The organism is Pectobacterium nicotianae (assembly GCF_023272715.1).
In the GTDB taxonomy this organism is placed as follows: Bacteria; Pseudomonadota; Gammaproteobacteria; order Enterobacterales; family Enterobacteriaceae; genus Pectobacterium; species Pectobacterium brasiliense.
Genome location: NZ_CP096821.1, coordinates 2,280,005 through 2,306,022 on the forward strand (window position 1 = coordinate 2,280,005; position 26,018 = coordinate 2,306,022).

Annotated in this window: 22 protein-coding genes; 14 read left to right on the top strand and 8 right to left on the bottom strand. The window is 53.7% G+C overall.

The annotated features are described in order from the left end of the window. Positions 1-51 precede the first annotated feature (51 nt). The 6 genes from MYB54_RS10305 to pdxR form a co-directional block, all read right to left on the bottom strand. Positions 52-1,296, bottom strand: coding sequence for an aminotransferase class III-fold pyridoxal phosphate-dependent enzyme (locus tag MYB54_RS10305; RefSeq protein WP_248721891.1), 1,245 nt, complete (start codon positions 1,294-1,296; stop codon positions 52-54). Then, positions 1,280-2,329 carry a sulfotransferase family protein gene (locus MYB54_RS10310; RefSeq protein ID WP_248721892.1) on the bottom strand — a complete coding sequence of 350 codons (1,050 nt, stop codon included), beginning with the start codon at positions 2,327-2,329 and terminating at the stop codon, positions 1,280-1,282. Before MYB54_RS10310 ends, MYB54_RS10305 begins: the two co-directional genes overlap by 17 nt. 14 nt (positions 2,330-2,343) lie before the next feature. Next, positions 2,344-3,159, bottom strand: a complete 816-nt coding sequence (locus MYB54_RS10315) for a TauD/TfdA family dioxygenase (RefSeq protein WP_248721893.1) — start codon at positions 3,157-3,159, stop codon at positions 2,344-2,346. A 154-nt stretch (positions 3,160-3,313) separates the two neighbouring features. Further along, positions 3,314-4,093 (bottom strand): SDR family oxidoreductase, encoded by a 780-nt coding sequence (locus MYB54_RS10320; protein ID WP_248721894.1) that lies wholly within the window; start codon positions 4,091-4,093, stop codon positions 3,314-3,316. A gap of 385 nt (positions 4,094-4,478) precedes the next feature. Continuing rightward, the gene (locus MYB54_RS10325) at positions 4,479-5,573 is read right to left on the bottom strand and encodes an ABC transporter ATP-binding protein (RefSeq protein WP_094370273.1); all 1,095 of its coding nucleotides are present in this window, start codon (positions 5,571-5,573) and stop codon (positions 4,479-4,481) included. Between the two features lie 192 nt (positions 5,574-5,765). Beyond that, entirely contained in the window at positions 5,766-7,259 is a 1,494-nt protein-coding gene (gene pdxR / locus MYB54_RS10330; RefSeq protein ID WP_205604782.1) for a MocR-like pyridoxine biosynthesis transcription factor PdxR, read from the bottom strand. A 153-nt stretch (positions 7,260-7,412) separates the two neighbouring features. Between pdxR and MYB54_RS10335 the strand changes: the two genes are divergently transcribed. From MYB54_RS10335 to MYB54_RS10370, 8 genes are all read left to right on the top strand, one after another. Beyond that, complete coding sequence (locus tag MYB54_RS10335; RefSeq protein ID WP_039467567.1) at positions 7,413-8,678, top strand: 4-aminobutyrate--2-oxoglutarate transaminase; 1,266 nt, start codon at positions 7,413-7,415, stop codon at positions 8,676-8,678. Positions 8,679-8,688: 10 nt separating this feature from the next. Continuing rightward, the gene (locus tag MYB54_RS10340; RefSeq protein ID WP_248721895.1) at positions 8,689-10,155 is read left to right on the top strand and encodes an NAD-dependent succinate-semialdehyde dehydrogenase; all 1,467 of its coding nucleotides are present in this window, start codon (positions 8,689-8,691) and stop codon (positions 10,153-10,155) included. Between the two features lie 342 nt (positions 10,156-10,497). After that, positions 10,498-11,577, top strand: a complete 1,080-nt coding sequence (locus MYB54_RS10345; RefSeq protein ID WP_014915575.1) for an ABC transporter substrate-binding protein — start codon at positions 10,498-10,500, stop codon at positions 11,575-11,577. 42 nt (positions 11,578-11,619) lie between these two features. Continuing rightward, entirely contained in the window at positions 11,620-12,888 is a 1,269-nt protein-coding gene (locus MYB54_RS10350; protein ID WP_248721896.1) for an ABC transporter permease, read from the top strand. A gap of 27 nt (positions 12,889-12,915) precedes the next feature. Continuing rightward, on the top strand, positions 12,916-13,734 hold the full coding sequence (locus tag MYB54_RS10355; protein ID WP_039509570.1) for an ABC transporter permease: 819 nt from the start codon (positions 12,916-12,918) through the stop codon (positions 13,732-13,734). 490 nt (positions 13,735-14,224) lie between these two features. Further along, positions 14,225-14,959 (top strand): SDR family NAD(P)-dependent oxidoreductase, encoded by a 735-nt coding sequence (locus MYB54_RS10360; RefSeq protein WP_014915573.1) that lies wholly within the window; start codon positions 14,225-14,227, stop codon positions 14,957-14,959. Beyond that, complete coding sequence (locus MYB54_RS10365; RefSeq protein ID WP_014915572.1) at positions 14,952-16,076, top strand: phosphotransferase; 1,125 nt, start codon at positions 14,952-14,954, stop codon at positions 16,074-16,076. The genes MYB54_RS10360 and MYB54_RS10365 overlap by 8 nt, the downstream gene beginning before the upstream one ends. Further along, positions 16,073-17,374, top strand: a complete 1,302-nt coding sequence (locus tag MYB54_RS10370) for an aspartate aminotransferase family protein (RefSeq protein ID WP_014915571.1) — start codon at positions 16,073-16,075, stop codon at positions 17,372-17,374. The genes MYB54_RS10365 and MYB54_RS10370 overlap by 4 nt, the downstream gene beginning before the upstream one ends. A gap of 35 nt (positions 17,375-17,409) precedes the next feature. Here MYB54_RS10370 and MYB54_RS22140 read toward each other — a convergent pair whose 3' ends face one another. Both MYB54_RS22140 and MYB54_RS10380 read right to left on the bottom strand, forming a co-directional pair. After that, positions 17,410-18,936 (bottom strand): methyl-accepting chemotaxis protein, encoded by a 1,527-nt coding sequence (locus MYB54_RS22140; RefSeq protein ID WP_014915570.1) that lies wholly within the window; start codon positions 18,934-18,936, stop codon positions 17,410-17,412. 441 nt (positions 18,937-19,377) lie between these two features. Then, positions 19,378-20,667, bottom strand: a complete 1,290-nt coding sequence (locus MYB54_RS10380) for an acid phosphatase (protein WP_205563721.1) — start codon at positions 20,665-20,667, stop codon at positions 19,378-19,380. Positions 20,668-21,216: 549 nt separating this feature from the next. On the opposite strand from MYB54_RS10380, the gene MYB54_RS10385 reads away from it, so the two are divergent. From MYB54_RS10385 to MYB54_RS10410, 6 genes are all read left to right on the top strand, one after another. Continuing rightward, on the top strand, positions 21,217-22,239 hold the full coding sequence (locus tag MYB54_RS10385) for a methionine ABC transporter ATP-binding protein (protein WP_039288795.1): 1,023 nt from the start codon (positions 21,217-21,219) through the stop codon (positions 22,237-22,239). Continuing rightward, a complete protein-coding gene (locus MYB54_RS10390; RefSeq protein WP_039558475.1) occupies positions 22,232-22,891 on the top strand; it encodes a methionine ABC transporter permease in 660 nt (219 codons plus the stop codon). Before MYB54_RS10385 ends, MYB54_RS10390 begins: the two co-directional genes overlap by 8 nt. 41 nt (positions 22,892-22,932) lie before the next feature. Next, positions 22,933-24,045 (top strand): o-succinylbenzoate synthase, encoded by a 1,113-nt coding sequence (menC, locus tag MYB54_RS10395; protein WP_206556173.1) that lies wholly within the window; start codon positions 22,933-22,935, stop codon positions 24,043-24,045. Positions 24,046-24,333: 288 nt separating this feature from the next. Next, on the top strand, positions 24,334-25,161 hold the full coding sequence (locus MYB54_RS10400) for a MetQ/NlpA family ABC transporter substrate-binding protein (protein WP_039288787.1): 828 nt from the start codon (positions 24,334-24,336) through the stop codon (positions 25,159-25,161). Positions 25,162-25,239: 78 nt separating this feature from the next. Next, the gene (locus MYB54_RS10405) at positions 25,240-25,629 is read left to right on the top strand and encodes a type II toxin-antitoxin system RelE/ParE family toxin (protein ID WP_206556172.1); all 390 of its coding nucleotides are present in this window, start codon (positions 25,240-25,242) and stop codon (positions 25,627-25,629) included. Further along, on the top strand, positions 25,622-25,942 hold the full coding sequence (locus MYB54_RS10410) for a helix-turn-helix domain-containing protein (protein ID WP_206556171.1): 321 nt from the start codon (positions 25,622-25,624) through the stop codon (positions 25,940-25,942). Before MYB54_RS10405 ends, MYB54_RS10410 begins: the two co-directional genes overlap by 8 nt. The last annotated feature ends 76 nt before the right edge of the window (positions 25,943-26,018 follow it).

Here is a 26,018-nt window from a genome sequence, read left to right on the forward strand (position 1 = left end):
ACATCTGATGGGGGTTAATCACACCTGACGGATAGTGGCGGTTAACGCCCATCAGAGGCTTCCCAGTGCCGTAGTCATGCGTTGAATCAGTTCCTCTGTTTCGTTGGCTGAAATCGTGAAGGCCGGTGCCAGTTTTAAGTACGGGCCTGCTGCCCCAACGATGATGCCATGCTGCCGTATCGCCGCCTGCGCACGGCCACACTGCTCAAGGGACGAAAACGTCATCGATAGCATCAGCCCTTTGCCTTGGACGCTGATCAGCCCCTCGGTTGGCGGAAGATGTTGTTTGGCGAGCTGGAGGATCGTCCTGCCTTTTGCCGTGACCGCATCGTAGAGGTGATGTGCATCCAGATAATCCATGACAAACAGCGCCGCGCGGCAGCCCAGCAGGTTGCCGGATTGCGTGTGGCCGTGGCGGAAAAACGGCGGCGTTTGCCCTCTAAAGCTGTCGGTAATGGCCTCAGTGGCAAGCACGGCGGTAATGGGAACGCCACCGCCGAGACACTTGCTGAAAATGACAATGTCAGGCTGTGCGCCTTGTGAGACTGATTCACAGAACGTCCCTGCGCGGCCAACGCCGCAGTAGACCTCGTCGCAAATCAGTGGAATATCGAACTTCTTTGTCAGCAGCGAGAGCTGTTGCAGGAAGCCATCAGGCAGCAGCCGAGTGCCTTCCATTGCCATAATCGGTTCAATAATAACGGCGGCGATAGTCGATTCCTGTTCTGCCAGCAGCGTTTCCCAGGCACTGATATCGCTGAGATGTTCAGGTGGGGGCATCGTAATCGTATTGCTGTCGAGCAGGGACGGCAAAATGCCCTCGTTGATAAAAGGGCGTCTTGTCGCCATCATCGCGCCGAGCGTACAGCCGTGGTACGCACCGTTAATTGCCACGATTTTCGTTCGCGCCGGACGGGAGTGGTTGACCTGATATTGCCAGGCCATTTTTAGTGCGCTTTCAACGCCTTCGCTGCCGCTCCCGACGATGAATGTTTTGCTCAGGCCCGTACCGATGAGCTTCGCGGCAAGTTTCTCGGCCAGTTCGCCGGGGAGTTGGGTGTTTGAATAGATATTGCAGGCATGAATCAGCGTGGATAATTGCTGTTGCAGGGCGGCAATGAATTCAGGGTGAGAGTGCCCCAGACAGTGGTTATAGCAGCCGGACATGCCGTCAAAGTAGCGTTGGCCGCGCTCATCATAAAGATAAACCCCTTCGCCACGGTGAATCAGCGGGCGTTCGTCTTGATCCGCGAGAGCGGTGTAAGGCGGCCAGTATGAGTTAGAGGTAGGATTCATATTGTGTCCCTGTCAGCGTGGTCCTGAGGTCGTCAACGTTACTCACGATCGAATCAATCGTTCGGGTCTCTTTTTTCCCTGTGCCGGCGCAGAGCCTGAAATCGGAAATCCCCAGAAAAGACAGCACCGTGCTGGCAACACTATCGGGCGCTGACATGACCTCTTCGTAGTCAAGGGTGAGGATGTCATGGTGCTGAAAATCCTGATAAAACGCAGCCTGATTTTCCAGATTGCTATCGATGAATGTCGTTAATTCATCGGCAGACACCGCCATTTTTTCGTGCGAAATCGGGCGGCTATCCTGCTTGCCGACGTACCAGATGCGATCGCGCAGGCTTTTCTTCAACGACACAAATTGCTGTAGCCGGCTTCTTCTCTCTAACAGGATCAGTTTCAGGTCGGGGATCGCCTGCAAGGCGGGCCAGATCGGCGCATCACCCCAGGTAGTATCAAGATCCCGAAACAGCACGAAACCAACCGCCTCGACGTATTCAAAATAGGGTTTGAACAGGTGTCGATGTAGGATCGTCTCAATAGCGGTGTCTTTAACGGAATAGGGCAACAAATGTTGACCAAAGCGGTTGAAGGCTTCACCGTGCATTTCAATATTCGGGTGGGAACCTAGCAGCGTGCGGAGTAGGTGGGTGCCCGCTCTCGGCGTGGAGACGATAGCAAATTTCTGATAGCGGGTTTGTGCAGCCAGAATGTCCGCATCGACGCTGCCGCCGACCCATTTGTATTTTTCAGCCAGGGCAATTTTCTCGCAAAACAGCGCAAAATACGGCGGTGCATCGTGCTGGAGGCCTTGTAGTTGCTCCTGAACTTCGTCTCCGCGTATGCCCTGAGCGCTCCAGTTGACGCCGTTGAGCCGGTATTCATGAACGAAGGCCAGCATTGCCGCCAGCGTTTCCTCGCTTATCGGTGTCCCAGTTAATTCATCTCGCATTCGGGCGTGAAGGTGCGCTTGCGGGCACGTCAGCCAGCCATCCCAACGTGCCGCTATCGCGGATTCCGTCATTGAACGATCGGTCATGATCTCTCCTTAGATTATGCGATCAGGCTTGGTGCGCGGGTGAACATGCCTCGCAGCAGCGTTCTTGGGCTGGCGGGATCGTCCGTATAGGCATGGCGTCCGTGAGAGATTTTATCGTTACGCATGATCAAGGCCTGACCACGATAAAGAGGGAATGTCAGATGATAGCGGCTGCCTTCCGCAGCCAGTTGCGACATATATTCGACGGCCTCGACAACGCGCGGATTGATATTGCGTGAATAGTCCCAGTCGGCGGTCACATCCAGCGTAAACCCGCCAATAAACCCGCCGTCACGATCGGGACGAAAAACCGGACCAATATGGGCGTACTGTTTTCCGGACTGTGTTCCGGTTGAGCGGCGTCTGAAAATCTGGTCTTCAAGCAGAATATTCGCTAAATCAGGGTGTTCGGCCTGAAGTCGCTGAAAGGCAGAAACGCTATCGAATAGAACGGTTCCGCCGCCTTGGGTCGCATGCTGCTTACAAAGCAGAATCGACGTTTTTATGCTCCCAATCGGGATATACGAACCATCGGTATGAAGAGAAAGGTGTGAGGTACTATTGAAAACCTTATGGGTGCCGTGTGAGAGCCCGCCAATCTGATTCACTCCGGATGTGGATACCCCCTCTTTGTGCTCCTGACGGTTAAAGGCGGATTGATAAATATCACCCAGCGAATAAAGCGTCGACATTTTTTGGAAGTCAGAATCCTCGTATTTCCATTCACTGGTAACGATGGCAAACCGATATTTTTCGATATGCGCAATGACCGCCGCCTTATCTTCACTATCAATGACGTGTGGTGACCATCCATCAAAGCAACTTTTCATCGCTATTACTCCTGTAATTAGCTCGACTGAAAACGTACATGAATTTATATCCGTCATACTTCAAGTTGCATGCCTATTGGCTAGATTACGCGCTTCCTCCATGAGCCTCGTTAATTTGGAATGATTAAATAGCTAATAATGATGTGGGCGGTATTTATATGGCGCTCATGCCTCCGTCAATGGAAAGTATTTGACCTGTAATATATTTACTGGCATCGGAGGCAAATAGGATCGCCGCACCTTTTAAGTCTTCATCGTCCCCAATACGTTGCAGCGGGGATTTTTGCGCCAGTGCATCAACGCCAAGTCGATTCAACAAATTTTGTGTCATGGCGGAAGGAAAGAAACCGGGGGCGAGCGCATTGACGGTGATATTAAATTCTCCCCATTCGCCCGCCAATGCCCGGGTAAAATTCACTACGGCACCCTTGCTGGTACTGTAAGCGATGCCTTCCAGCCAGCCGGGCAGATTGCCCTGCAAGCCCGCAAGCGATGCTACGTTGATAATTTTTCCATAGCGGCGGGGAATCATGCTGCATTTGCCAATTTTCTGCGTTAATAAAAACAGGCTGCGGATATTCAGGTTCATGACGCGATCCCAGTCAGCAATCGCATGGTCTTCCGCTGGGGAACCGAATGCCGTACCGGCATTATTGACGAGAATATCTATCTGGCCCGTCTTGGCGATAGCTTCCTCTGCGAGGTGCTCAATATCGCGATCCTGCGCATTGTCGGCGGCAATCCAGTCGGCGCGAATACCCAATGAGGAGAGGTGTGACTGCGCGGTCTGCAATTCATCGGCGTGGCGCGCCGAGAGGATTATGTGGGCACCTTGTGCCCCGAGTGCTTCAGCAATTTGTAGCCCTAATCCACGCGATCCTCCGGTGATGAGCGCGGTTTTTCCAGACAGGTCAAAGAAGTGCGGCGTATCCATACCGATTCCCTTAATTGAGATTTCTATCCATTAGAATGTGCCCTAAATAATTCGTGTTGCAGAATAAAACGTTATTATTGAATAACGTATCTGAAACTTGAAATAGGAAGGGATAGCACTTGAAACAGCATTGAGTTTAAATAGATATCAGGAAAAAATTCCAGCGATATTCTGTCATTAATAAACAGGATATTTTTGAGTTGTGAGTGGTCACGCATTAATTACCTAAATAAAAATTATGCACTATAGCGCTAATGATTTTCCTCTTTTCTTTATCTGTTCCCGTCGCGTTAATGGTTTATTTGTTGCCCCTGTTTCGGGGGCAACATTCTATTTTTATGTCACTCGTTTTTCTGCGTCTTTTGACACGGTTAACGCGCCACGCTTAATGCGTGATGATGCTATCCAGCGCGCGCAGGTGTTCCGGCTGCCAGGACAGGTTGACTTCGGTGCCGGCTTTCCAGTGCGGCTGAATCTCGTTGGCGGGGAGTTTCACCATAAACTGCGGCTGGCCTGCCACTTCCGTCATCATCCTGACGTGATCGCCCAGATAGATGAACTGCTGAATTCGGGCTTTGACGTGCTGCATGCCGTCATCGACGTGAGCCGCGTTGACGTGAATACGTTCCGGACGGATGCAGAGCGTGATTTTTCGACCCGGTGAACTGGGGCGGACTTTCAGCGCGCGTAGCGAAGTGCCGTCGTCCAGCGTTGCCCGATAGAATGCGCCTTCGGCCTCGGCACGCGTGGCGAGCAGTGTATTATTTTCGCCGATAAACTGCGCCACAAAAGCGTTTTCCGGTTTTTCGTAGATGTCGCTGGGGCTGTCCATCTGCTGAATCACGCCATCGTTAAACACGGCGACGCGGTTGGACATGGTCATCGCTTCGCTCTGGTCATGGGTGACATACACCACGGTTAATTCCAGCGACTGATGCAGCTCCTTGATTTCTAGCTGCATATGCTCGCGCAGTTGCTTGTCCAGCGCGCCCAGCGGTTCATCCATCAGTACCAGCTTTGGCTCGAAAACCAATGCGCGAGCCAGCGCCACACGCTGCTGTTGGCCGCCGGACATCTGTGCAGGGTAGCGATCGGCCAGACTGGTGAGCTTCACGCGATCCAGTACCCGATCCACTTTCTCTTTGATATCGGCACGGTTCAGGCGGCGGATGGAAAGTGGAAACGCCAGATTCTCCGCCACGGTCATGTGTGGGAACAGGGCGTAGTTCTGAAACACCATACCGATGTCGCGCTGGTGCGGCGGGAGATGGTGCAGCGGGGCGTCGCGCAGCATAATTTCCCCCTGCGTCGGAGTTTCAAACCCGGCGAGCATCATCAAACTGGTGGTTTTTCCCGAGCCGGATGGCCCAAGCAGGGTCAGAAATTCACCTTCACGGATATCCAGATTGAGGTTTTTGACGATCAGGCGGTCTCCGTCATAGGTCTTCTGAACATTCCTGAAGCTGACGTAATTTCTCATTTTTCACTCTCCGGCAGTCACTGTTATTCATAAGAATGCATAAACCATGCCGGATGCGTAGTGAGCAGAAAATACCGTGCTGCAATGCATCATAACACCGTCGTTCATCATAACGGATGCGCCGTAATAGGGCGCACCGATGGAGGGTGGCACCGTAACGGTGCGAAGGGACGCATATAAAAACGGGAGCTGTCAAGCGTCAGAATGAGGGGGATTCAGCGCCTGAATACAGGCCACAATCACGGAAAATGCCTGCGTCATGTGGCTCTCTTCCACGCTGGCATAGCCCAGTAATAAACCGCGCTGCTGTGTCGGCTGCAGGTAATAGCTGGAAAGCGGTTTAACCATCACGCCGCGGCGCAAAATCGCGGCGCTCAATACAACATCATCGATGTGGGAAGGCAGGCTGAGCAGCATATGCAGCCCGGCATTGCTGTTGTCTCCGACGTAATCTGCCCCCAGATGCTGTTCGATCAGTGACGTCAATAGCGCGCGGCGTTTGGCATACAGCAGGCGCATACGGCGGATATGCGCGGCGTAGTGGCCTTCGCGGATAAACTGCGCGAGCGTCGCCTGCGTGAGCCAGTGACCGCCGCGATAGAGTTCGGAATGTGCCGTCTTCAGCGACTGCGCCAGCAGCGGTGGCAGCACCATGTAGCTGACGCGCAGGCCGGGGTAGAGCGTTTTACTGAATGTGCCGATGTAGATCACCGGCGATTGCGTCTGTAATCCTTGCAGCGCAGGGATCGGGCTGCCGGAAAAGCGAAACTCGCTGTCATAATCATCCTCAACGACCCAGCATCCGTGCTCCTGCGCCAGTGCCAGCAGCCGTTGACGCCGCGCCAGGCTCATCACCGCACCCAACGGATACTGATGTGACGGCGTCACGCATATCAGGCGTGGGGTAGCGTCGGGCGAGAGCGTTTCCGGCGGTACCAGCCCCTGTTCATCCACATCGACGGGGGCAACGCGCAGGCCGTTAATCGTCAGGACATTACGAATGCCCCAATAGCAGGGATCTTCAATCCAGGCCAGATCTCCGGGGTTGCACAGCATTTTAGCCAGCAGATCCATCGCCTGATGGGTGCCTTCGGTAATCAGAATCTGCTCCGGCGTACACTCCACCGAACGGGCGACGCGCAGGTAATCCACCAGCGCCAATTGCAGCTCGGGGCAGCCGCCAATCGGCGAATAGGAAAGCTGCTCAGGGCGAACGCGTCGCGTCAGGCGCGTCTGAATCCGTCGCCATAAATCGTGGGGAAAACTGGCGATATCCGGGATGCCCGGCATAAATGCGCCCCATTGTCGGGCGGAGGCACCGGCATACCCCAGAAGATGCATACCGCGCCGCGACAGCTCATGCTTAGGCTCGCGTATCTCCCCGGCATTGTCGCTACTCACCGGCTGCATATTGCCATCGGGGAGCTGTTCCGTGACGAAGGTCCCGCTTCCTTTACGCGCTTCAATATAGCCTTCCGCCAGTAGCTGTTCGTAAGCCGTCAGTACGGTATTACGCGACAGCGACAGCTGCTGCGCCAGATCGCGCGACGATGGCAGACGCTCGCCAGCGGTAATCGCGCCATCAAGGATCGCCAGCCGAATGCTGTCGTACAAACGCTTGTTCAGCGCGCCGTCTTGCTGGTTGGCTAAACGCTGAAGTAGTAAGTCGGTCAGAAGTGAGCGCAAAAGTGGATCCTTCAAATATTCAAAACTGGCACTGGATTATAGAACCATCTCGCGTCTAAATGACATCATCATCTTGCAACTACACTAATCGTTACCGTTCGACTCATCATCGTTCAACGACTAACCGATGTGTTTGGGATACCGGAGCAGACCATGAAGAATAGCGAACTGAATCAACGCCGTCTGGCCGCCACACCGCGTGGTGTGGGCGTCATGTGTGATTTCTATGCCGAGCGTGCGGAAAACAGCACGCTGTGGGATGTGGAAGGTCGAGAATTTATCGATTTCGCCGCCGGGATTGCGGTACTGAACACCGGACACCGCCACCCGAAGATTGTCGCGGCGGTGCGCGAGCAGTTGGATCGCTTTACCCATACGGCCTACCAGATTGTACCTTACGGCAGCTATGTCACGTTGGCCGAGCGCATCAACGCGCTGGCACCGATTGAGGGCGCGGCAAAGACCACGTTCTTTACCACCGGCGCCGAAGCAGTAGAAAACGCGGTGAAAATTGCCCGCGCGTACACCAAACGCCCCGGCGTGATCGCCTTCAACGCGGCGTTCCACGGCCGTACGCTGCTGACGATGACGCTGACGGGCAAAGTGGCACCATACTCCACAGGATTCGGGCCGTTCCCCGGCTCCATTTTTCACGCGCTTTATCCGAATGAGAAACAAGGCATCACCGTTGAGCAGGCGTTGGAAAGCGTCGAACGCCTGATGCATACCGATATCGCCGCCGATCAGGTTGCCGCGATTATTCTGGAACCGGTACAGGGCGAAGGCGGTTTCCACGTCGCGCCGCCAGCCTTTATCAGCGGGCTGCGTAAATTGTGCGACGAGCATGGCATCCTGCTGATTGCCGACGAAGTGCAGACCGGCTTTGCCCGTACCGGTAAGCTGTTTGCGATGGAATATTATGCGGAAAAAGCGGACCTGATCACCATGGCGAAAAGCCTGGGCGGTGGCTTCCCGATCTCCGGCGTCGTCGGTCGCGCTGACGTCATGGATGCCCCTTCGCCGGGCGGGTTGGGCGGCACCTATGCGGGTAACCCGCTGTCGGTTGCTTCGGCGCTGGCGGTATTGGATGTGATTGAAGAAGAGAAATTGTGCCAACGAGCACAGCGTCTGGGTGCTGCGCTGGTGGAAACGCTGGAGAAGATCAAAGCGCAGTGTCCGGCACTGGTGGCGATTCGTGCACAGGGATCGATGGTAGCGGCCGAATTTAACGATCCGCAGACTGGTAAACCCTCGGCAGAGATTACCCGTCAATTTCAGAAAAGCGCGTTGGAAGCGGGTCTGCTGCTCCTGACCTGCGGCGTGCATGGCAACGTGATTCGTTTCCTGTATCCGTTAACGGTGCCTGACGATCAGTTCAGCAAGGCGATGAGCATCCTGACGCGCGTATTAACACGATAGAAGAGAAGCTATGCAACTGGAACAGTTACTGAAACAACAAGCCTTATTCCGTCAACACTGCCTGATTGACGGCGAGTGGCAAGACAGCCAAAACGGTGAGCGTCTGGACGTCACCAATCCGGCGACGGACGAGGTACTGGGTAGCGTACCTCTAGTGACGGTGTCACAAACTCAGCAGGCGATTACCGCCGCTGAACAGGCGCTGGTTGAGTGGCGTAAGAAGACGGGAAAAGAACGTGCCGCGCTATTGCAGGCGTGGGCGCGCCTGATTATGGACAATCAGGAGGATCTGGCTGCGCTACTGACGGCGGAACAGGGAAAACCGCTGGCGGAAGCGCGGGGCGAAATCGCCTACGCGACCAGCTTTATCGACTGGTTTGCGGAAGAAGCCAAGCGCATTGAAGGCAGCGTGCTGCAATCCCCACAGGGGCAACAGCGCCTGCTGGTCATCAAGCAGCCGATTGGCGTGTGTGCGGCGATTACGCCGTGGAATTTCCCCGCGGCGATGATCACGCGTAAGGTCGGGCCTGCGCTGGCGGCCGGCTGCACGATGATCGTTAAACCTGCCGAGCAGACACCGTTTACCGCACTGGCGTTAGCGGAACTGGCGCAGCAGGCGGGGATTCCGCGCGGCGTGTTGCAGGTTATCGTCGGTGATGCGCAGTCGGTCGGTAAAGTGCTGTGCGATAGCCCGGTGGTGCGCAAGCTGAGCTTCACGGGTTCGACGGAAGTGGGCCGCATTCTGATGGCGCAGAGTGCGCCGACGGTGAAAAAGCTGTCGCTGGAGCTGGGCGGCAACGCGCCGTTTATTGTATTCGATGATGCCGATGTGGATCAGGCTGTGAAAGGCATTCTGGCCTCCAAGTTCCGCAACAGCGGGCAGACCTGCGTCTGCGCCAACCGAATCTACGTGCAAGAGGGTATTTATCCAGCGCTGGTCGAACGACTGGTTGAGGAAGTGCGCAAGTTGAACGTCGGCGACGGTACGCAGCCGGGCGTGACGCAGGGGCCGCTGATTGATGCTGATGCGGTCAGCAAGGTTGAGCAGCACATTGCTGACGCGCTATCGCACGGGGCAACGCTGCTGCTGGGCGGGAAACGCCACGAACGGGGCGGCACGTTCTTCACGCCAACCATCGTCGGCGGGGTGACGCGCGAGATGCGCTTTGCCCGCGAAGAGACGTTCGGGCCCGTGGCACCGCTGTTCCGCTTCAGCGATGAAGCAGAGGCGATTGCGATGGCGAACGATACCGAGTTTGGGCTGGCAGCCTATGTCTACACGCGTGACGCCGTGCGTCAGTGGACGGTACCGGAAGCATTGGACTACGGCATGGTTGGCATTAATACCGGACTGATTTCGAATGAAGTCGCGCCGTTTGGCGGGGTGAAGCAGTCGGGGTTGGGCCGTGAAGGGTCACGTTTCGGGATCGAAGACTATCTGGAGATGAAATACCTCTGCGTCGATCTTTCCCGGTAGATCGTCGGTAAGAAACGCGTGTCGATAGCCCGTATCGGCACGCGAACACCAGACGCGCAATGTGTCTGGGTGGTGCAAGGCAATGCTGGATTGCACCACAACATGGCAAAAAGGGTGAAATGGCATCAGGTATCGATAGCGGTTGTGTCTCCCTGATGCTTCTCCTCACCGTTCCCGCCGCCGCTGTAGTAAAACATCAATAAAATTTTCGAATTGGCACAATTTATGCTCATATTTTTTTGCGTGATTATCATGATACATGATGCATCAAAAATATAGCGCACAAAAATTGTGGTTCGTATTTGACCTTATTACGTTGGCTAACACTCCAGGAGCGAAAAGATGTCCAAACTCAACAACACATCCAAAGCGAAAGGCCTCTTCAACCGTCCGGTACTGAAGAAAATAGCGGCCACGGCTTTTCTGGTGACGATGGCCTGTCAGGCGCAGGCGGAGTCCGTCACGGTGATCTCATTCGGCGGGTTAAACAAGGATGCGCAGGATAAGGCATTTTACAAACCGTTCGCCGCAGCGGGCAAAGGCACGGTGGAAGCCGGTGAGTACAACGGTGAAATGGCACGTATCCGGGCGATGGTGGAAACCGGACAGGTAGGCTGGGACGTCGTGGAAGTTGAAGGTCCAGAACTGATGCGCGGCTGTAATGAAGGGCTGTTTGAACCGCTGGACTGGTCAAAACTGGGCGATCAATCCCAGTTTGTTAAAGGCGCAGTCAGTGAGTGCGGTGCGGGGATCTTCCTGTGGTCTACCGTGCTGACCTATAACGCGCAGAAGCTGAAACAGGCACCGAAAAGCTGGGCTGATTTCTGGAATGTGAAAGATTATCCCGGCAAGCGTGCGCTGCGTAAAAGCGCCAAATTTACGCTGGAAATCGCTCTGCTGGCCGATGGCGTGAAGCGCGAAGATCTCTACACGGTGTTGGCGACGCCAGAAGGTGTCGAGCGCGCCTTCAAGAAACTGAATCAGATCAAATCGAATATCCAGTGGTGGGAATCCGGCGCACAGCCTCTGCAATGGCTGGTGTCGGGCGATGTGGTAATGACCTCCGCGTATAACGGCCGCGTCTCAGCGGCGCAGAAAGAAGGGCATGACTTTAAGATTGTCTGGGCCGACAGCATTTACGATCTGGATAGCTGGGCGATCGTCAAAGGCTCCAAACACAAGGCATTGGCGGAGCAGTTTATTGCGTTTGCCAACCAGCCGGAAAACCAGAAAGTATTCGCTGAAAACATTCCGTACGGCCCGACGCACGTCAAAACCACCAGCCTGCTGGCTCCGGCCGTTGCTGCCAATTTGCCAACGGCCCCAGATAATCTGGCACAGGCGTTGCAAGTTGATACGGAGTTTTGGATCGATCACGGCGAAGAGCTGGAGCAACGTTTTAATGCCTGGGCCGCGCAATAAAGCCGCAGTGAGTGACCGTACGTGATGATGGAGAAAGAGCCTATGTCCCAGAGCGATGTCGTCGCCGCTGTACCGTCTGGCGGAAACGAAGAAAATTCAACCTTGAAGCAGCAACTGTGGCTGGCGCAGAAAGCCTATAAGAAACGCTCTCTGCTGCTGATTGCGCCGCTGTTTCTGTTTATCGTGGTGAGTTTTCTCTTCCCGATCACCTCGATTTTGGGGAAAAGCGTCTCCAACCCGGAATTGCGTGACAATATGCCACAGACCATTGCCGCGATGCGGCTTTGGTCGGGCAACGATGTACCGGATGAAGCCGTCTTTCGGGCACTGGTTGGCGATCTGCGCGATGCCCGCAGCAGCGGTAAGCTAAGCACGATCACCAAACGGTTAGGGTATGAAGGATCGGAATACCGTACGCTGATTACTCGCACACTGCGTAAGCTGCCCGCTGAGGGCAGCAGCGACATACGCGCTCAACTGATACGTGAACAGCCAATGTGGGGTGAATTGGCGACCTGGCAAACGTTCGACCGGGCGGCGCGGCCTTTCACCAGCTATTACCTGCTGGCGGTGTTTGACCACAAAATCGATGCCACCACGCAGCAGATTGTCCCGCAGCCTGCCGATCAGGCGCTGTACGTCGACGTGCTGCTGCGTACGCTGCTCATGGCGGGCGTGGTGACGCTGCTGTGCGTGGGGCTGGGATATCCGCTGGCCTATTGGCTGGCAAAACAGCCGTCTAACCGCGCCAATCTGCTGCTGATTCTGGTGCTGCTGCCGTTCTGGACATCGCTGATCGTGCGCACCGCGAGTTGGATTGTGCTGTTGCAGTCGGGCGGCTTGATCAACCGCTCGCTGATTCACATCGGCATTATCGATGAGCCGCTGGTGCTGGTGTTTAACCGCATCGGTGTCTACATCTCAATGACCCACATCCTGCTGCCGTTCTTCATTTTGCCGCTGTATGCGGTGATGAAAGGTATTTCCCCGAACTATGTACGCGCAGCGATTTCGCTAGGGGCGCATCCGTTTATCGCCTTCTGGCGGGTTTACGTGCCGCAAACGTACACGGGCGTGACGGCGGGAGCGCTGCTGGTCTTTATGATGGCGATTGGCTACTACATTACGCCAGCGCTGCTGGGTGGGCCGAGTGACCAGATGCTGAGCTATTTTGTCGCGTTCTTCACCAATACCACCATGAACTGGGGAATGGCGGCCGCGCTGGGGACGCAGTTGCTGATCATCGTGACGCTGCTGTACGTCGTGTACATCCGTGTCACGCGCACCAATGCAGAAGCCGCGGCGCACTAAGCACACCTTATATTGGGGAGATAACATATGAGACAGCAGGGTGAAGTGGTGATCCGTCTGTGGAACACATTCTTTAATTTTTACGGGGCGGCGATGCTGTTATTTTTAATCGTGCCCGTGCTGGTGATTGTTCCGCTCTCATTTAATGCCGGTTCGTTTCTGAGCTATCCGCTGACGGGATTTTCCCTGCGCTGGTATCGCGAGTTTTTCAACTCCAGCGAATGGCTGGGGGCGCTGGGCAACAGCCTGCTGATTGCGCCGCTTGCCACGCTGCTCGCGACGGTGCTCGGCGTGCTGGCATCGGTTGGGCTGGTACGCGGTGAGTTTCGCGGGAAGTCGCTGGTGATGGCCGTGCTGATTTCGCCGATGATTGCGCCGGTGGTGATTGTCGCGGTAGGGATGTTTTTCTTCTTCGCCAAGCTGTCGCTGCTGAACAGCTATCTGGGGTTGGTGTTGGCACATGCGATGCTGGGTGTGCCGTTCGTGGTGATTACGGTCACCGCGGTATTGAAGAATTACGATCACAACCTGACGCGTGCTGCCGCTAGCCTGGGTGCTTCGCCGCTGCTGGCTTTTCGCAAGGTAACGTTCCCGCTGATTGCGCCCGGTGTGTTCTCCGGTGCGCTCTTTGCTTTCGCAACTTCGTTTGATGAGGTGATCGTCACGCTGTTCCTCGCCAGCCCGCGCCAGCGAACGCTGCCGCTACAGATGTTTGCTGGTATCCGAGAAAACCTCGACCCGACGATAGCCGCCGCAGCCACCATGATGGTGGGCGCTGCGCTCGTCCTGCTCATCGTGATGGAGATTTTACGCCGCCGCTCGGAGCGTTTACGAAGCGGGGGCTAAGGTGGGGGGATCGAAAAGTGTCCAGCGTGAGAATATTTCGTGCGCGTTGATATTTGCATGCCGTTTCTTATCGCCATTAATGTAATGCGTAAGTGAGGGCAGTTGCTATCCGGCGTAAGAAATTATGCTGAGGAGATAGCAGGCTTAGGATGAGCCGCATGGACGCGGCTCAAGCTTGCGCCACGTCGGGAACGTGTCGCAAGCGGTCCTCTAAGCCTGATACCGACGAAGGCACCGCTTTAGCGGCATAATTAGCGCCGAAAAGCCAGTGGTCAAGGCGCTGCGGCGATTGAGCGCGCCTTGTCGGGCGTGTGATGAAGTCACAGAGAAATAACACTACTCATACGCACGAAACTTTCACATTAGGATGTATGTAGTCGTGAAAAGACCAAATTTCGCTGAAAATCCCTTCAGCTTTTTTTAAAACCCAATTTATGATGCATCAAACACCATTTTGATGTATCGCGTACAAAGGCTCAGGAGATTCGGTATGACAGTGCAAAAAACACTTTTGCTGACCGGCGCTAGCCGGGGAATCGGGCATGCCACCGTTAAGCATTTTCATGCGGCGGGGTGGCGAATCTTTACCGCGTCGCGCCAGAACTGGGCGGAAGAGTGCCCGTGGGCGGAAAAATTGCTTAATCACATTCATCTCGATCTGGAAGATATCGACAGCCTGCAACAGACGCTGCCGCTGATTAAGGAAAAGCTGGGCGGGCGGTTGGATGCGCTGGTCGATAACGCGGGAATTTCACCAAAGGGTGTCGACGGGCAGCGTCTGGGCGTGCGCGACACGGATTATGCGACCTGGCTGCGGGTCTTCAACGTCAATCTGTTTTCCTGCGCGCTGCTGGCAAACGGCTTGTTCGACGAGCTAAAAGCGTCACAGGGCTGCGTGATTAATGTGACCTCGATTGCCGGATCGCGCGTTCATCCCTTTGCCGGCGTGGCTTACGCCACGTCAAAAGCGGCGCTGTCCGCGCTAACGCGGGAAATGGCCTTTGATTTTGGTCCACACGGCGTTCGCGTCAATGCGATTGCGCCGGGGGAAATTGAAACATCGATTCTGTCACCGGGGACGGACGATATTATTGAGCGGCAGGTGCCGATGCAGCGTTTAGGTAAACCCGAAGAGGTAGCAAGTTTGATCTATTTTCTCTGCACTTCCGGGGCCTCTTATGTCAACGGCGCGGAAATCCACGTTAACGGAGGGCAGCATGTCTGACGGACGACGCACTGCACCTTTTCCCACGTTTCCCTCCGAGGCGTCCAATCAGCCGATTTTTGCCGACGTTGCATCGCATGGCGATGAGCTGATGACGCAGGCGGTCCCGCAGGTTTCCTGTCAGCAGGCATTGGCTATCGCGCAGCAAGAATATGGCTTGTCTGGGCAGATGGCGCTGCTTCAGGGCGAGCGTGATATGAATTTCTGCCTGACGGTCACGCCCGATGAACGCTACATGCTGAAAGTCATCAATGCGGCGGAGCCCGCCGACGTCAGTGATTTTCAGACCGCGTTGCTACTGCATCTTGCTCAGCAGGCACCCGAATTGCCCGTCCCGCGCATCAGGCCGACAACAGTGGGTCTGCCAGAAACGTGCGTTGAAATTGATGGCGTACCGCTGCGCGTGCGGCTGGTGAGCTATCTCGCAGGCATGCCGCACTATCTGGCTTCGCCTTCAACGGCACTGATGCCGCAACTGGGGGGCACGCTGGCGCAGTTAGACAACGCGCTTCACGGCTTTACGCATCCGGCAGCGAACCGTTCTCTACTGTGGGATATCAGCCGCGCAGAGCAGGTGCGTCCTTATCTCGATTTCGTTCCTGAGCGACAGCAGTATCAGCATCTTCAGCGCACTTTTGACCGTTATGACAGCCATGTCGCGCCTGAATTGACGATGCTACGCCGCCAGGTCATTCATAACGATCTGAACCCGCATAACGTGCTGGTAGACGGTTCGTTGCCGACGCGGGTCACCGGCATTATCGATTTTGGCGATGCCGTCTTTGCCCCGTTAATCTGCGAAGTGGCGACGGCGCTGGCGTACCAGATTGGCGATGGCGCGGACCTGCTGGAACAGGTTGTGCCGTTTGTTGCCGCCTATCATCAGCACAGACCGCTGACATCGGCGGAGATCGCGCTGTTACCGGATTTGATTGCGACCCGCATGGCGCTGACCCTGACGATTGCGCAGTGGCGGGCATCACGCTATCCCGACAATCGGGAATATCTGCTGCGCAATGTGCCACGCTGCTGGCACAGTTTGCAGCGCATCGCAACCTATTCCCATACCCAGTTTGTGACTCGCCTACAGCAGGTTTGCCCGGAGAACGCGCGATGAATCAGAGAGAAATCACGCCTGAAATGACCACGACAGAGGCGTTGCTGGCGCGCCGTCAGCGAGTATTGGGCAGCGGCTACCGCCTGTTTTATGAAGACCCCTTGCATGTTGTTCGCGGTGAGGGCGTGTGGCTGGTCGATCATCAGGGGAAACGCTATCTGGATGTGTATAACAATGTGGCCTCGGTCGGACATTGCCATCCGGCAGTGGTTGAGGCGATGGCGCGACAGAGCGCACAGCTCAATACCCACACGCGATACCTGCACCCTGCAATTGTTGATTTCGCGGAAGATCTGCTGAGTGAATTTCCTGCCGAGTTGAACAACGTGATGCTGACCTGTACCGGCAGTGAAGCCAACGATCTGGCATTACGCATTGCCCGACATGCGACGGGGGGAACGGGCGTATTGGTGACGCGCTGGGCGTATCACGGCGTGACTAGCGCGCTGGCAGAACTGTCGCCATCGCTGGGGGATGGTGTGGCGCGTGGCAGTCACGTGAAACTGATCGAGCCGCCGGATACCTATCGCCAGCCCGGTGCATTTCTTCGCAGTATTCGTGATGCGCTGGCGCAGATGCAGCAGGAAGGCATTCGTCCTGCCGCGCTGCTGATCGATACGATTTTTTCCAGTGATGGTGTGTTCTGCGCACCGGAAGGTGAGATGGCGCAGGCGGCCGCGCTGGTTCGTCAGGCGGGTGGACTGTTTATCGCGGATGAAGTGCAGCCGGGCTTTGGGCGCACCGGGGAATCAATGTGGGGCTTTGCGCGTCACGGTGTTGTCCCCGATCTGGTGAGTTTAGGGAAACCGATGGGCAACGGACATCCAATTGCTGGATTGGTTGGGCGTTCCGCGCTGTTCGATGCATTCGGGCGAGATGTTCGCTATTTCAATACGTTCGGCGGCAATCCGGTGTCCTGTCAGGCGGCGCATGCGGTGCTGCGGGTGATTCGGGAAGAACAGTTACAGCAGAATGCCCAGCGGGTTGGTGATTATCTGCGGCAAGGCTTACAGCAGTTAGCGCAGGATTTCCCGCTGATTGGCGATATTCGGGCTTACGGTCTGTTTATCGGCGTAGATCTGGTTAGCGATCGCGAAAGCAAAGCGCCGGCAACGGAATCCGCATTGCAGGTCGTGAATGCTATGCGTCAGCGCGGTGTGCTGATCAGCGCGACGGGGCCAGCGGCGAACGTGCTGAAAGTTCGCCCGCCGCTGGTGTTTCAGGAAGAGCACGCCGATGTGTTTTTAACCACGTTGAGCGACGTGTTAAAGGTCGTCGATACCCGCACGTGGGAATAATCAATCGCGCGGGTGACGTGAAAACGGTGTGGTGATTAGATACGGAACGCCGCAACGGCATGGCTGAGTTCACCCGCACGTTCGGACAGTGAACCAGCGGCTGCGGCGGCTTCGTTTACCAGCGCGGCGTTTTGCTGCGTGACCGTTTCCATCTGTGAAATCGCGGTATTAATCTGCCCAATGCCCAGGCTTTGTTCATTGCTGGCGGTAGAAATTTCGGTCACGATCGAGGCCACGCGTTTGATGTCTTCCACCACGCTTTGAATCATGCTGCCCGCGTCGATGACGGCATGGTGTCCATGATTTGCCTGTTCCACGGACGTCCCGATCAGTTCTTTGATCTCTTTCGCCGCGTTGGCGCTGCGCTGTGCCAGCGTTCGCACTTCGCCCGCGACGACCGCAAAGCCTCGGCCCTGTTCGCCCGCTCGGGCGGCTTCCACGGCGGCGTTCAGCGCGAGGATGTTGGTCTGGAAGGCGATGCCGTCGATCACGCCGATAATATTGGTGATTTTCTCTGCGGATGACACCATCTGTTGCATGGCATTGGTCACATCGCCCATCATCTTGCCGCCGTCAACCGCGCGCTGTGAGGCGGTGGTTGCCAACTGGCTGGCGTGAGCGGCATGGGTGGCATTCTGTTTGACCGAGGAGGTCATCTGTTCCATTGATGCCGCCGTTTCTTCCAGTGAACTGGCCTGCTGCTCGGTTCGAGAGGAGAGATCGATATTGCCGCTGTTAATCTGGCTGGATGCGGTCGCAATAATGTCGGCGTTGCTGTGTACGCGCTCAACGATATCCGTCAGGTTCAGCACCATTTCCCGCAGTGCGGTTTGTAGCTGTCCCATTTCATCGTTCGACGTAATCGCGATGCGGTGTGTCAGATCGCCATCTGCCACTTTTCTGGCTAAATCCACGGCATTTTTTATCGGTACGGCAATCGATAGAATCAATCGCCAACCGGATAAGGCAACGATAGCTATCCCGATCAGAAGGGTAATCACTACGAAAAATAATATATTACTGAAACTATTTTGTGATTCAGAATAGAGTTCCTGGCCCACATCAGATTGTAATTTAATCAACTGATCGGCAGTCTTTTGCAGCGGTGCATATTCGCTTTTTAAGGTGTGATTAATAATATATTCTAATGCGTCTTTATCATTCTTCTTAATTGCATTAATGGCGGGAGTAACGACTTTATCGTTGTACTGCTTGTATAACATTGCAAACTGTTCTTCTAATACTTTCTCGTCGCCCGTTAAATACGTCTTGCTGTATAAATCCCATTGCGCATCATAAATTTTTTGTGCTTCTGCAATGTGCTCCAGTCCGGTCTTAACATCGCCTGGTTGTGAGAGATCAACGCTGGCGACTTCAAACATCACGGTGTTCACCTGCCTGGTGATGTTGTCCAGATAACCCAGTGCTATCAGCCGATCCTGATACAGGGTTTTCATCGATTGGTTGGTGTTGTTCATGCCAAACAGCCCGATAAGAGAGACAACCAAAAGCAATAATGCCATTAACAACATAACCGAAATTAATTTAAGTTTAATGCTCATAAGTACCTCTAAATTACTCCCAGATAAGGAGCGGTATTCCTATATCGACGGAAGAAAGAGAATATTTATGTTGAGACTAACTAAAATTAAAAAATGGCATCAGGGGACTTGTGACAGCATCGATTTACATTGGTTTACAAACCAAGTGGCATTCTATGCTGCCTGGAAATTAGTCATTAAAATATTATCCTGACCGGAAAGTTACCGTTACAGCTAACTGACGGAGATAATCGTTAAGGTAACGCCATAATTGCCGATTTCTAAAAAACTAGAAGCGTGAATTTTTAAAAATAATGAAACAAAACTGCGGTGAGGATAATCATTCGGATAATAAATTTCCGTTATTAATTTTCCGTTATTAAACTTCCGTTATTAAATACTATCCCCCCGCGTGACGTTCCTCTTCCCCGCGCAGGAAAATGCGGGGGAAGAGGAGAGCCGTTACCGATGCTGAGCTAATTGCACGGCGTCATGCAGATTGAGGCGCTGCCAGAAATTCTGCGGGCCTTTATCGCCCGGTGCGCCGGAGAGCGGGTACCCGTCAGCCAGCGCGGTTTTCACCATCAGGTTTCTGCGTTCGGTAACGGAGAGATGCGGAAGTACGGGGTCAAGCAGGACTTCCGCACCTTCTGGAACGCTAACTGGGAGCGCTTTACCGGGTTGCGCCGGCAGGCCGTACGTCATCGTGTAGTGATAAAACGTCTTCATTTCCGGTGCGGCGTAAGGATCGTCCTGTGGATCACTCTTGGCACAGGCGCTCAGCGTTGTACCACAGGCTTTCTCTAACGCGCTGCGTAATTCCGTCTTCGCCTGTTCAAACAGCCGACGGTACTGTGGGTCGTTGAGGTAGTGCGCCACGTTGCGCTCGGCAAGCATCCGCGACCCGATCACATCTAATGGATAATGTACGCCCAGCACGATGCGTGAATAGCCGTAGCGCGCGCCGCGATCGATCAGTGGGACGAAACGCTCAGGGATCATTTCCGCTAATAGCAGCGCGTCGGTGTAGCCGGTGTTGGTATGCCCGCTCGGAAATGCGCCACCGGAAGCGGTGTAAGGTTTGTTATCACCAATCACGGCGGTATCCGGCACCAGATGAATAGTGTTATTGGGCTGTAGGAAAGGGCGAGGGTAGTCGAAATGTTGCTTAGCCGCGGAGGTACTGACGGCGGATAACTTGAGTAAGACGGCGGCCTTGCGTATTTCACCGTGGTTATACGCGTTAATAAAGACCTTGCCCAACCGCGGACCCAATGCATCAGCCAGATAGTAGAGATACCCCTGGCCTTCGGCATCGATCAGCGCCTGTTCGCGCTGCCCGGTGGTCGCTTCGCGATTAATGCGCGTCACAATAGCGGTATTTTGCTGTAACACATAGGTGGAAAGGTGTGAGAAAGATTCCAGTAGCGCAATGCCGGCCTGCTGGTTGGCTTTCACGGCGAAGTCATAACCGCTGTTGTTGAGCCAGTCGATATCCGCCATTTGTGGCGTTTCTCTCGCTTGCTCCAACTGAGCCCGGGTAAGCTGCGGTGCATCGCCCTGGATCGCTTTGCGCAGCGCGGACTGAATGGCTTGCTCCAGTTCAATAACCTGAGGGCGGCTACTGGCCTGCGTGGTGGTATCGACAATGGTGCCGATCGTCGCGCTGTCCGGCTCAGACGCCGTTGCAAACTCAGAAAGCGGTAATAAGAAAAGACTGACAACAGGCAGCAGCATAGAGCGATAACGCATGGTGGCATCCTTAATTGGGAGGATAAACGTTTTTCGGTGCGGGATCAGGCTAGGCGCTGATTGTGATGGTAATGTTTCAGGATATATTTTGAGATGCTTATCAACGCATTATCATGATTTGTTATGTTTGGTGACGCCGTGAACCTCACAAGGGTGACTGAGGACGGTAGTTACCTATATAGAAGAAAAAGACATAAAAGAGTTTCTAAAAAACAGAAAGGTGATTTGCTTTTTTTATCATTGACGCAAAGCTCATTTCTCTCTACTTTAAACAGACGATTATTTTTTAATATTTCATTGATTTATAAGTAATTAATCTAATTATAACAAAAATGGCAGACATAAATAGCCCGGTTATTCCTCAACGCAAAAAGGCGATGGCGAGCCTACCCCTGTTAAAAATGGCAAGTGAAACAGTCCTGTGGGATAGGTTCAACGTCAACTAATGCGAAATGATTTTACCCACGAATAATGATTTCCCTACATCAAACAGGCATACGTTTGCGTATGCCAATAAAATAGTCAGTAACAGCAGGAGTGAGTCAGGTAATGATTCGGTTAGAAAACGTGAGCGTTGATTTTCCCGCCGGTAAAGCTGCACAGTCCAGGGCGGTAAACAACGTCAACCTGACCATTCAACAGGGTGAAGTGTTTGGGATTGTCGGCACCAGCGGCGCAGGAAAAAGTACGCTGCTGCGGACGATCAATTTATTACAGCGCCCAACCGAAGGGCGCGTGTTTTTGGGCGACACGCTGATTAGCGATGCGTCCGGCCGCGAACTGCGCCAGCATCGGCAGCGTATCGGGATGATATTCCAGCATTTTAATCTGATGCATACCCGCAATGTATATGACAACGTGGCGTTCAGCCTGCGTGCTGCGGGGAAGAGTAAAGAAGAGATTGCCTCACGCGTGCCGGAAATTCTGGCGCTAGTCGGGTTGCAGGACAAAGGAACAGCCTATCCGGCGCAGCTTAGCGGCGGGCAGAAGCAGCGTGTGGGCATTGCCCGCGCCATCGCGAACCATCCCGAAGTGCTGTTGTGTGACGAACCTACCTCGGCGCTGGATTTGGAAACGTCGGCGTCTATTCTGGCGCTATTGAAAAGCATCAATGTCCGGTTAGGTATCACGATCGTGCTTATTTCCCATGAGATGAGCGTGATTAAAAGTATTTGTCAGCGCATGGCGGTGATGACGGGCGGAAATATTGTGGAAGAGGGCGACGTCTTTACGATCTTCTCCTCGCCGCAGCACGCCTATACCAAACAGCTGGTTAGCCATACCAGCCCGGTCGAATTACCTGAACGCTTTAAGCAGAATAATAAGGGCGTCTTGCTGAAAATACTCTTCGCCGATGATTCGGTAGAACAACCGATATTATCCGACGTGGCACAGCAATTTCAGGTATCGGTCAATATTCTGCACGGCAATATTGAATACATTAACGATCGCGCACTGGGGCATATTATCGCTCAGATTTCATACCGTGACGATCCTGCGGCGGATAATTTAGCTGCTGCTATTGCTTATATTCGACAGAATACCTTTGGGGTGGAGGTCATCAATGACTGAGTTATTCGGTGAATTAATCTTCGCCTTCGGTGAAACCTTCACGATGGTGTGTATTTCAACGCTCTGTGCGGTGATATTCGGCCTGCCGTTAGGTATCGCGATTTATGTGACCGATCGTCATTTATTCTGGCAGAACCGTTTTATCTATCTGGTGTCGACCATTCTGGTGAATATCATCCGCTCGATCCCGTTTGTGATCCTGCTGGTGCTGCTGTTGCCATTAACACAGCTGCTGCTGGGTAACACGATTGGGCCGGTTGCGGCGGCGGTGCCGATGTCAGTCGCGGCGATTGCCTTTTATGCGCGCCTGGTGGATTCCGCGCTGCGTGAAGTCGATCCGGGTATTGTGGAAGCGGCGGAAGCCTTTGGTGCTAGCCCGACGCGTATCATCGCCACCGTGCTGTTACCGGAAGCGCTGGCTGGATTATTACGCGGCCTGACGATCACGTTGGTCAGCCTGATTGGTTATTCGGCAATGGCCGGGATTGTTGGCGGCGGTGGTGTCGGCGATCTGGCGATCCGCTTCGGCTATTACCGTTATGAAACCGAAGTGATGGTGGTGACCGTGATTGCGCTGGTGGTGTTGGTGCAGGTCGTGCAAACGCTGGGCGATATATTATCGCGTCGGGCGAATAAGCGCGAACGCCGCTAAACCACGACAGAATAGGGTATTCAGGGCAGCAGAGAGATGTCATGAAAATAGACAAAATTGTATTAAGAAAAATGAAAATGGCGCTGAAAACGCCATTTACGACCAGCTTTGCGACGCAGACGGAGAAACATTTTTCCATCGCGGAAGTGCATGCTGGCGGACAGATTGGTTACGGCGATTGCTCGGCAATTTCGCTGCCGTTTTATAACGAAGAAACTAACGTCACCGCCTGGCATATTATGCGTGACTTCCTGATCCCGATGATTAAGCAAGCTGGAGATATTGAACATCCTTCGCAGGTGCGCGATATTTTCGCTCCGGTAAAGCGTAATAATTGCGCCAAAGCGGCAATCGAAGGCGGTATTTGGGATGCCTACGCGAAGATAAAAGATGTACCGCTGCATCAATTACTGGGTGGCGTACGAGATAAAGTCGAAGCGGGCGTGAGTATTGGTATTCAGGAAACGCCCGATAAATTAGTCAGCGTGGTCGATAATTTCCTGAATGAAGGCTACAAGCGCATCAAAATAAAGATCAAACCGGGAAAAGATTACGACTATATTCTGGCGCTGCGTCAGGCGTTTGGTGATATCACGCTGATGGTGGATGCCAATTCCGCCTACACGCTGGACGATATCGATTTCTTTAAGCGCATTGATCCATTCAATCTGCTGATGATTGAACAGCCGCTGGCGCACGACGATATTATCGACCACCGCAAACTGCAGGCGGCGGTAAATACGCCTATCTGTCTGGATGAAAGCATTGCGTCGGTAGAGGATGCACGTAAGGCGATCGAGCTGGGCAGCGCCAAAATCATCAATATTAAAGTCGCGCGCGTGGGCGGCATTACTGAAACCAAGCTGATTCATGACTACTGTCAGGCCCACAATATTCCGGTGTGGTGCGGCGGTATGCTGGATACGGCGGTCGGTAAAGCACACAATATCGCGGTATCTACGCTGCCAAACTTTATCTACGCGCACGATATTCCGCCATCTTCCCGCTATTGGCATGAAGACTTCATGCTGCCGTTTGTCGAATTAGACAAAGACAGCTGCGTCGCAGTGCCAAATAAGCCGGGAATCGGCTTCGAGATTAACCCTGAACTGTACGACAAATATTGCTACGGACAGGAAACCTTTTTGTTTTAACTGATTCTTGAGTAAGCCTTTTTTAGTAAGACATGTGAGCAGTAAAACGTTATCCAACACCAGGGAATAACGTTATAAAAATAGAGAAAAATAATGAGCGATGTTGCATCGCGCGTAAGGGGATAGATTTAGGGAGAAACACGGTGATGAGGTTCCCGCAGGGATGCCTCGCACCGTGGTCGCTCCCGGTATCTCGATCTTAACCGTGGCTACAGACGCCCAACATAACGAGAATGCCGTTAGCAAAACGGCGAAGACTGACTAAATCGGACAGACAGGAACGCGACGATGCGATTGAAAAAACTCATTCCACTCATGCTGGCGCTGGGTATCTCTCAGGCTTACGCAGCAGATTCAGGTAAAGAAATCACCATCGGCGTCTCGCCGGGGCCGTATGGCGATATGGTCACGAAAGCGATCAAGCCGGAAATGGTGAAAAAAGGCTACGAGGTAAAAGTGCGCGAATTCAGCGACTACATCCAGCCGAATCTGGCACTGTCGAACAAAAGTATCGACGCCAACCTGTTCCAAAACCGCCGCTATCTTGATCGTTTCAGCGCGGATAAAGGGTTGAAACTGGCGGAAGTGATCACCGTGCCGACGGCCAGCATGGGCTTTTACTCCAACAAAGTACGCTCGCTGGATGAGCTGAAAGCGGGCGATATCGTCACGCTGCCAAACGATCCGTCCAATCTGGCTCGTTCGCTGGATTTCCTGCAAAAATACGGGCTGATCAAGATCAATCCAGAGATTACGCCAACCAAAGCCTCGCTGCGTGATATCACTGAAAACCCGAAAGGGCTGGTCTTTAAACCGCTGGAAGCCGCACAGCTGCCGCGTGCTTTGGGCGGCGTAACTGGCTCGCTGATTAACGCCAATTTCGCGATTTCTGCTGGCCTAAACCTGTCTGACGCGATTCAACTGGATGTGCTGCCGGAAGACCTGAAAAACATGATCGTTGTGCGTGCGGAAGATGCCGACAAACCGTTTGCTCAGGATCTGAAAGCCGCCGTTCAATCCCCGGAATTCGCCGCGTTCTTTGAGGACAAAAACTCCATGTTCCACGCGTTCCAGAAGCCGGAGTGGATGAAGAAGAAAGGTACGCAATCCGAATAAACGACTCCCGAACCGGTTGACGCTATTGCCCGATATTACTATGGTAGTTATTACCATAGTAATATCGGGCATTCTTTTATGGGACAAAAAAGGATTTTTGTTGAGCGTCACTACAATAAATCTCGTAGAAAATCAGGCATAACCGATCATCAGTTACGTGATATTGCGGCAGACATTATTGATCATCCCGATAAAGGAGGTCTCGGTGGTGGTGTTTATAAAAAGCGCGTTGCTACCAGTCTGGGTAAACGTGGCGGTGCCCGGACAATAGTGGCTTATCATCGAGAAGGTAAGGTGTTTTTCTTTGAAGGATGGGAGAAAAACACGGTATCAACGCGTGGGAAAGAAATTCCCGATGATGTATTGGCGGCTTTTAAAATTGCGTCAACGGTGTTTAAAAATAAATCTGATGCCGATCTCGAAACAGACCTTAAAAACAAAGAGCTTGTTGAGGTGATAAATGGTTGATAAGCGCTTATTAAATATACAGAACATGATTCAGCGTCAACATGCCGCAGGTACGGCCAGTGACGTCGATCTTGACGCTATCAATCGTCTGGTAGCGGAAAGTCAAAAAATGGAATCACGCGCCAGTATGGACGCGAGCAGAGTGCGGGCCATCCGTGAGCGTGAAAAAATTAGTCAAAGCCAACTGGCTGGCATCATTAATATGTCGGCCAACAGCGTTCAGAAATGGGAACGTGGAGTAAGCGCACCAACCGGTGCGGCGTTACGAATACTGGAGGTCATCGAGAGAAAAGGCTTAAGTGCTATTCTTTGATGATGCGGTTAAGAAAGATAGCTGGTTGTTTCATTGCGCTCAGTGGCCGTCTAGTACGGCCACGTTCGCGTTTATA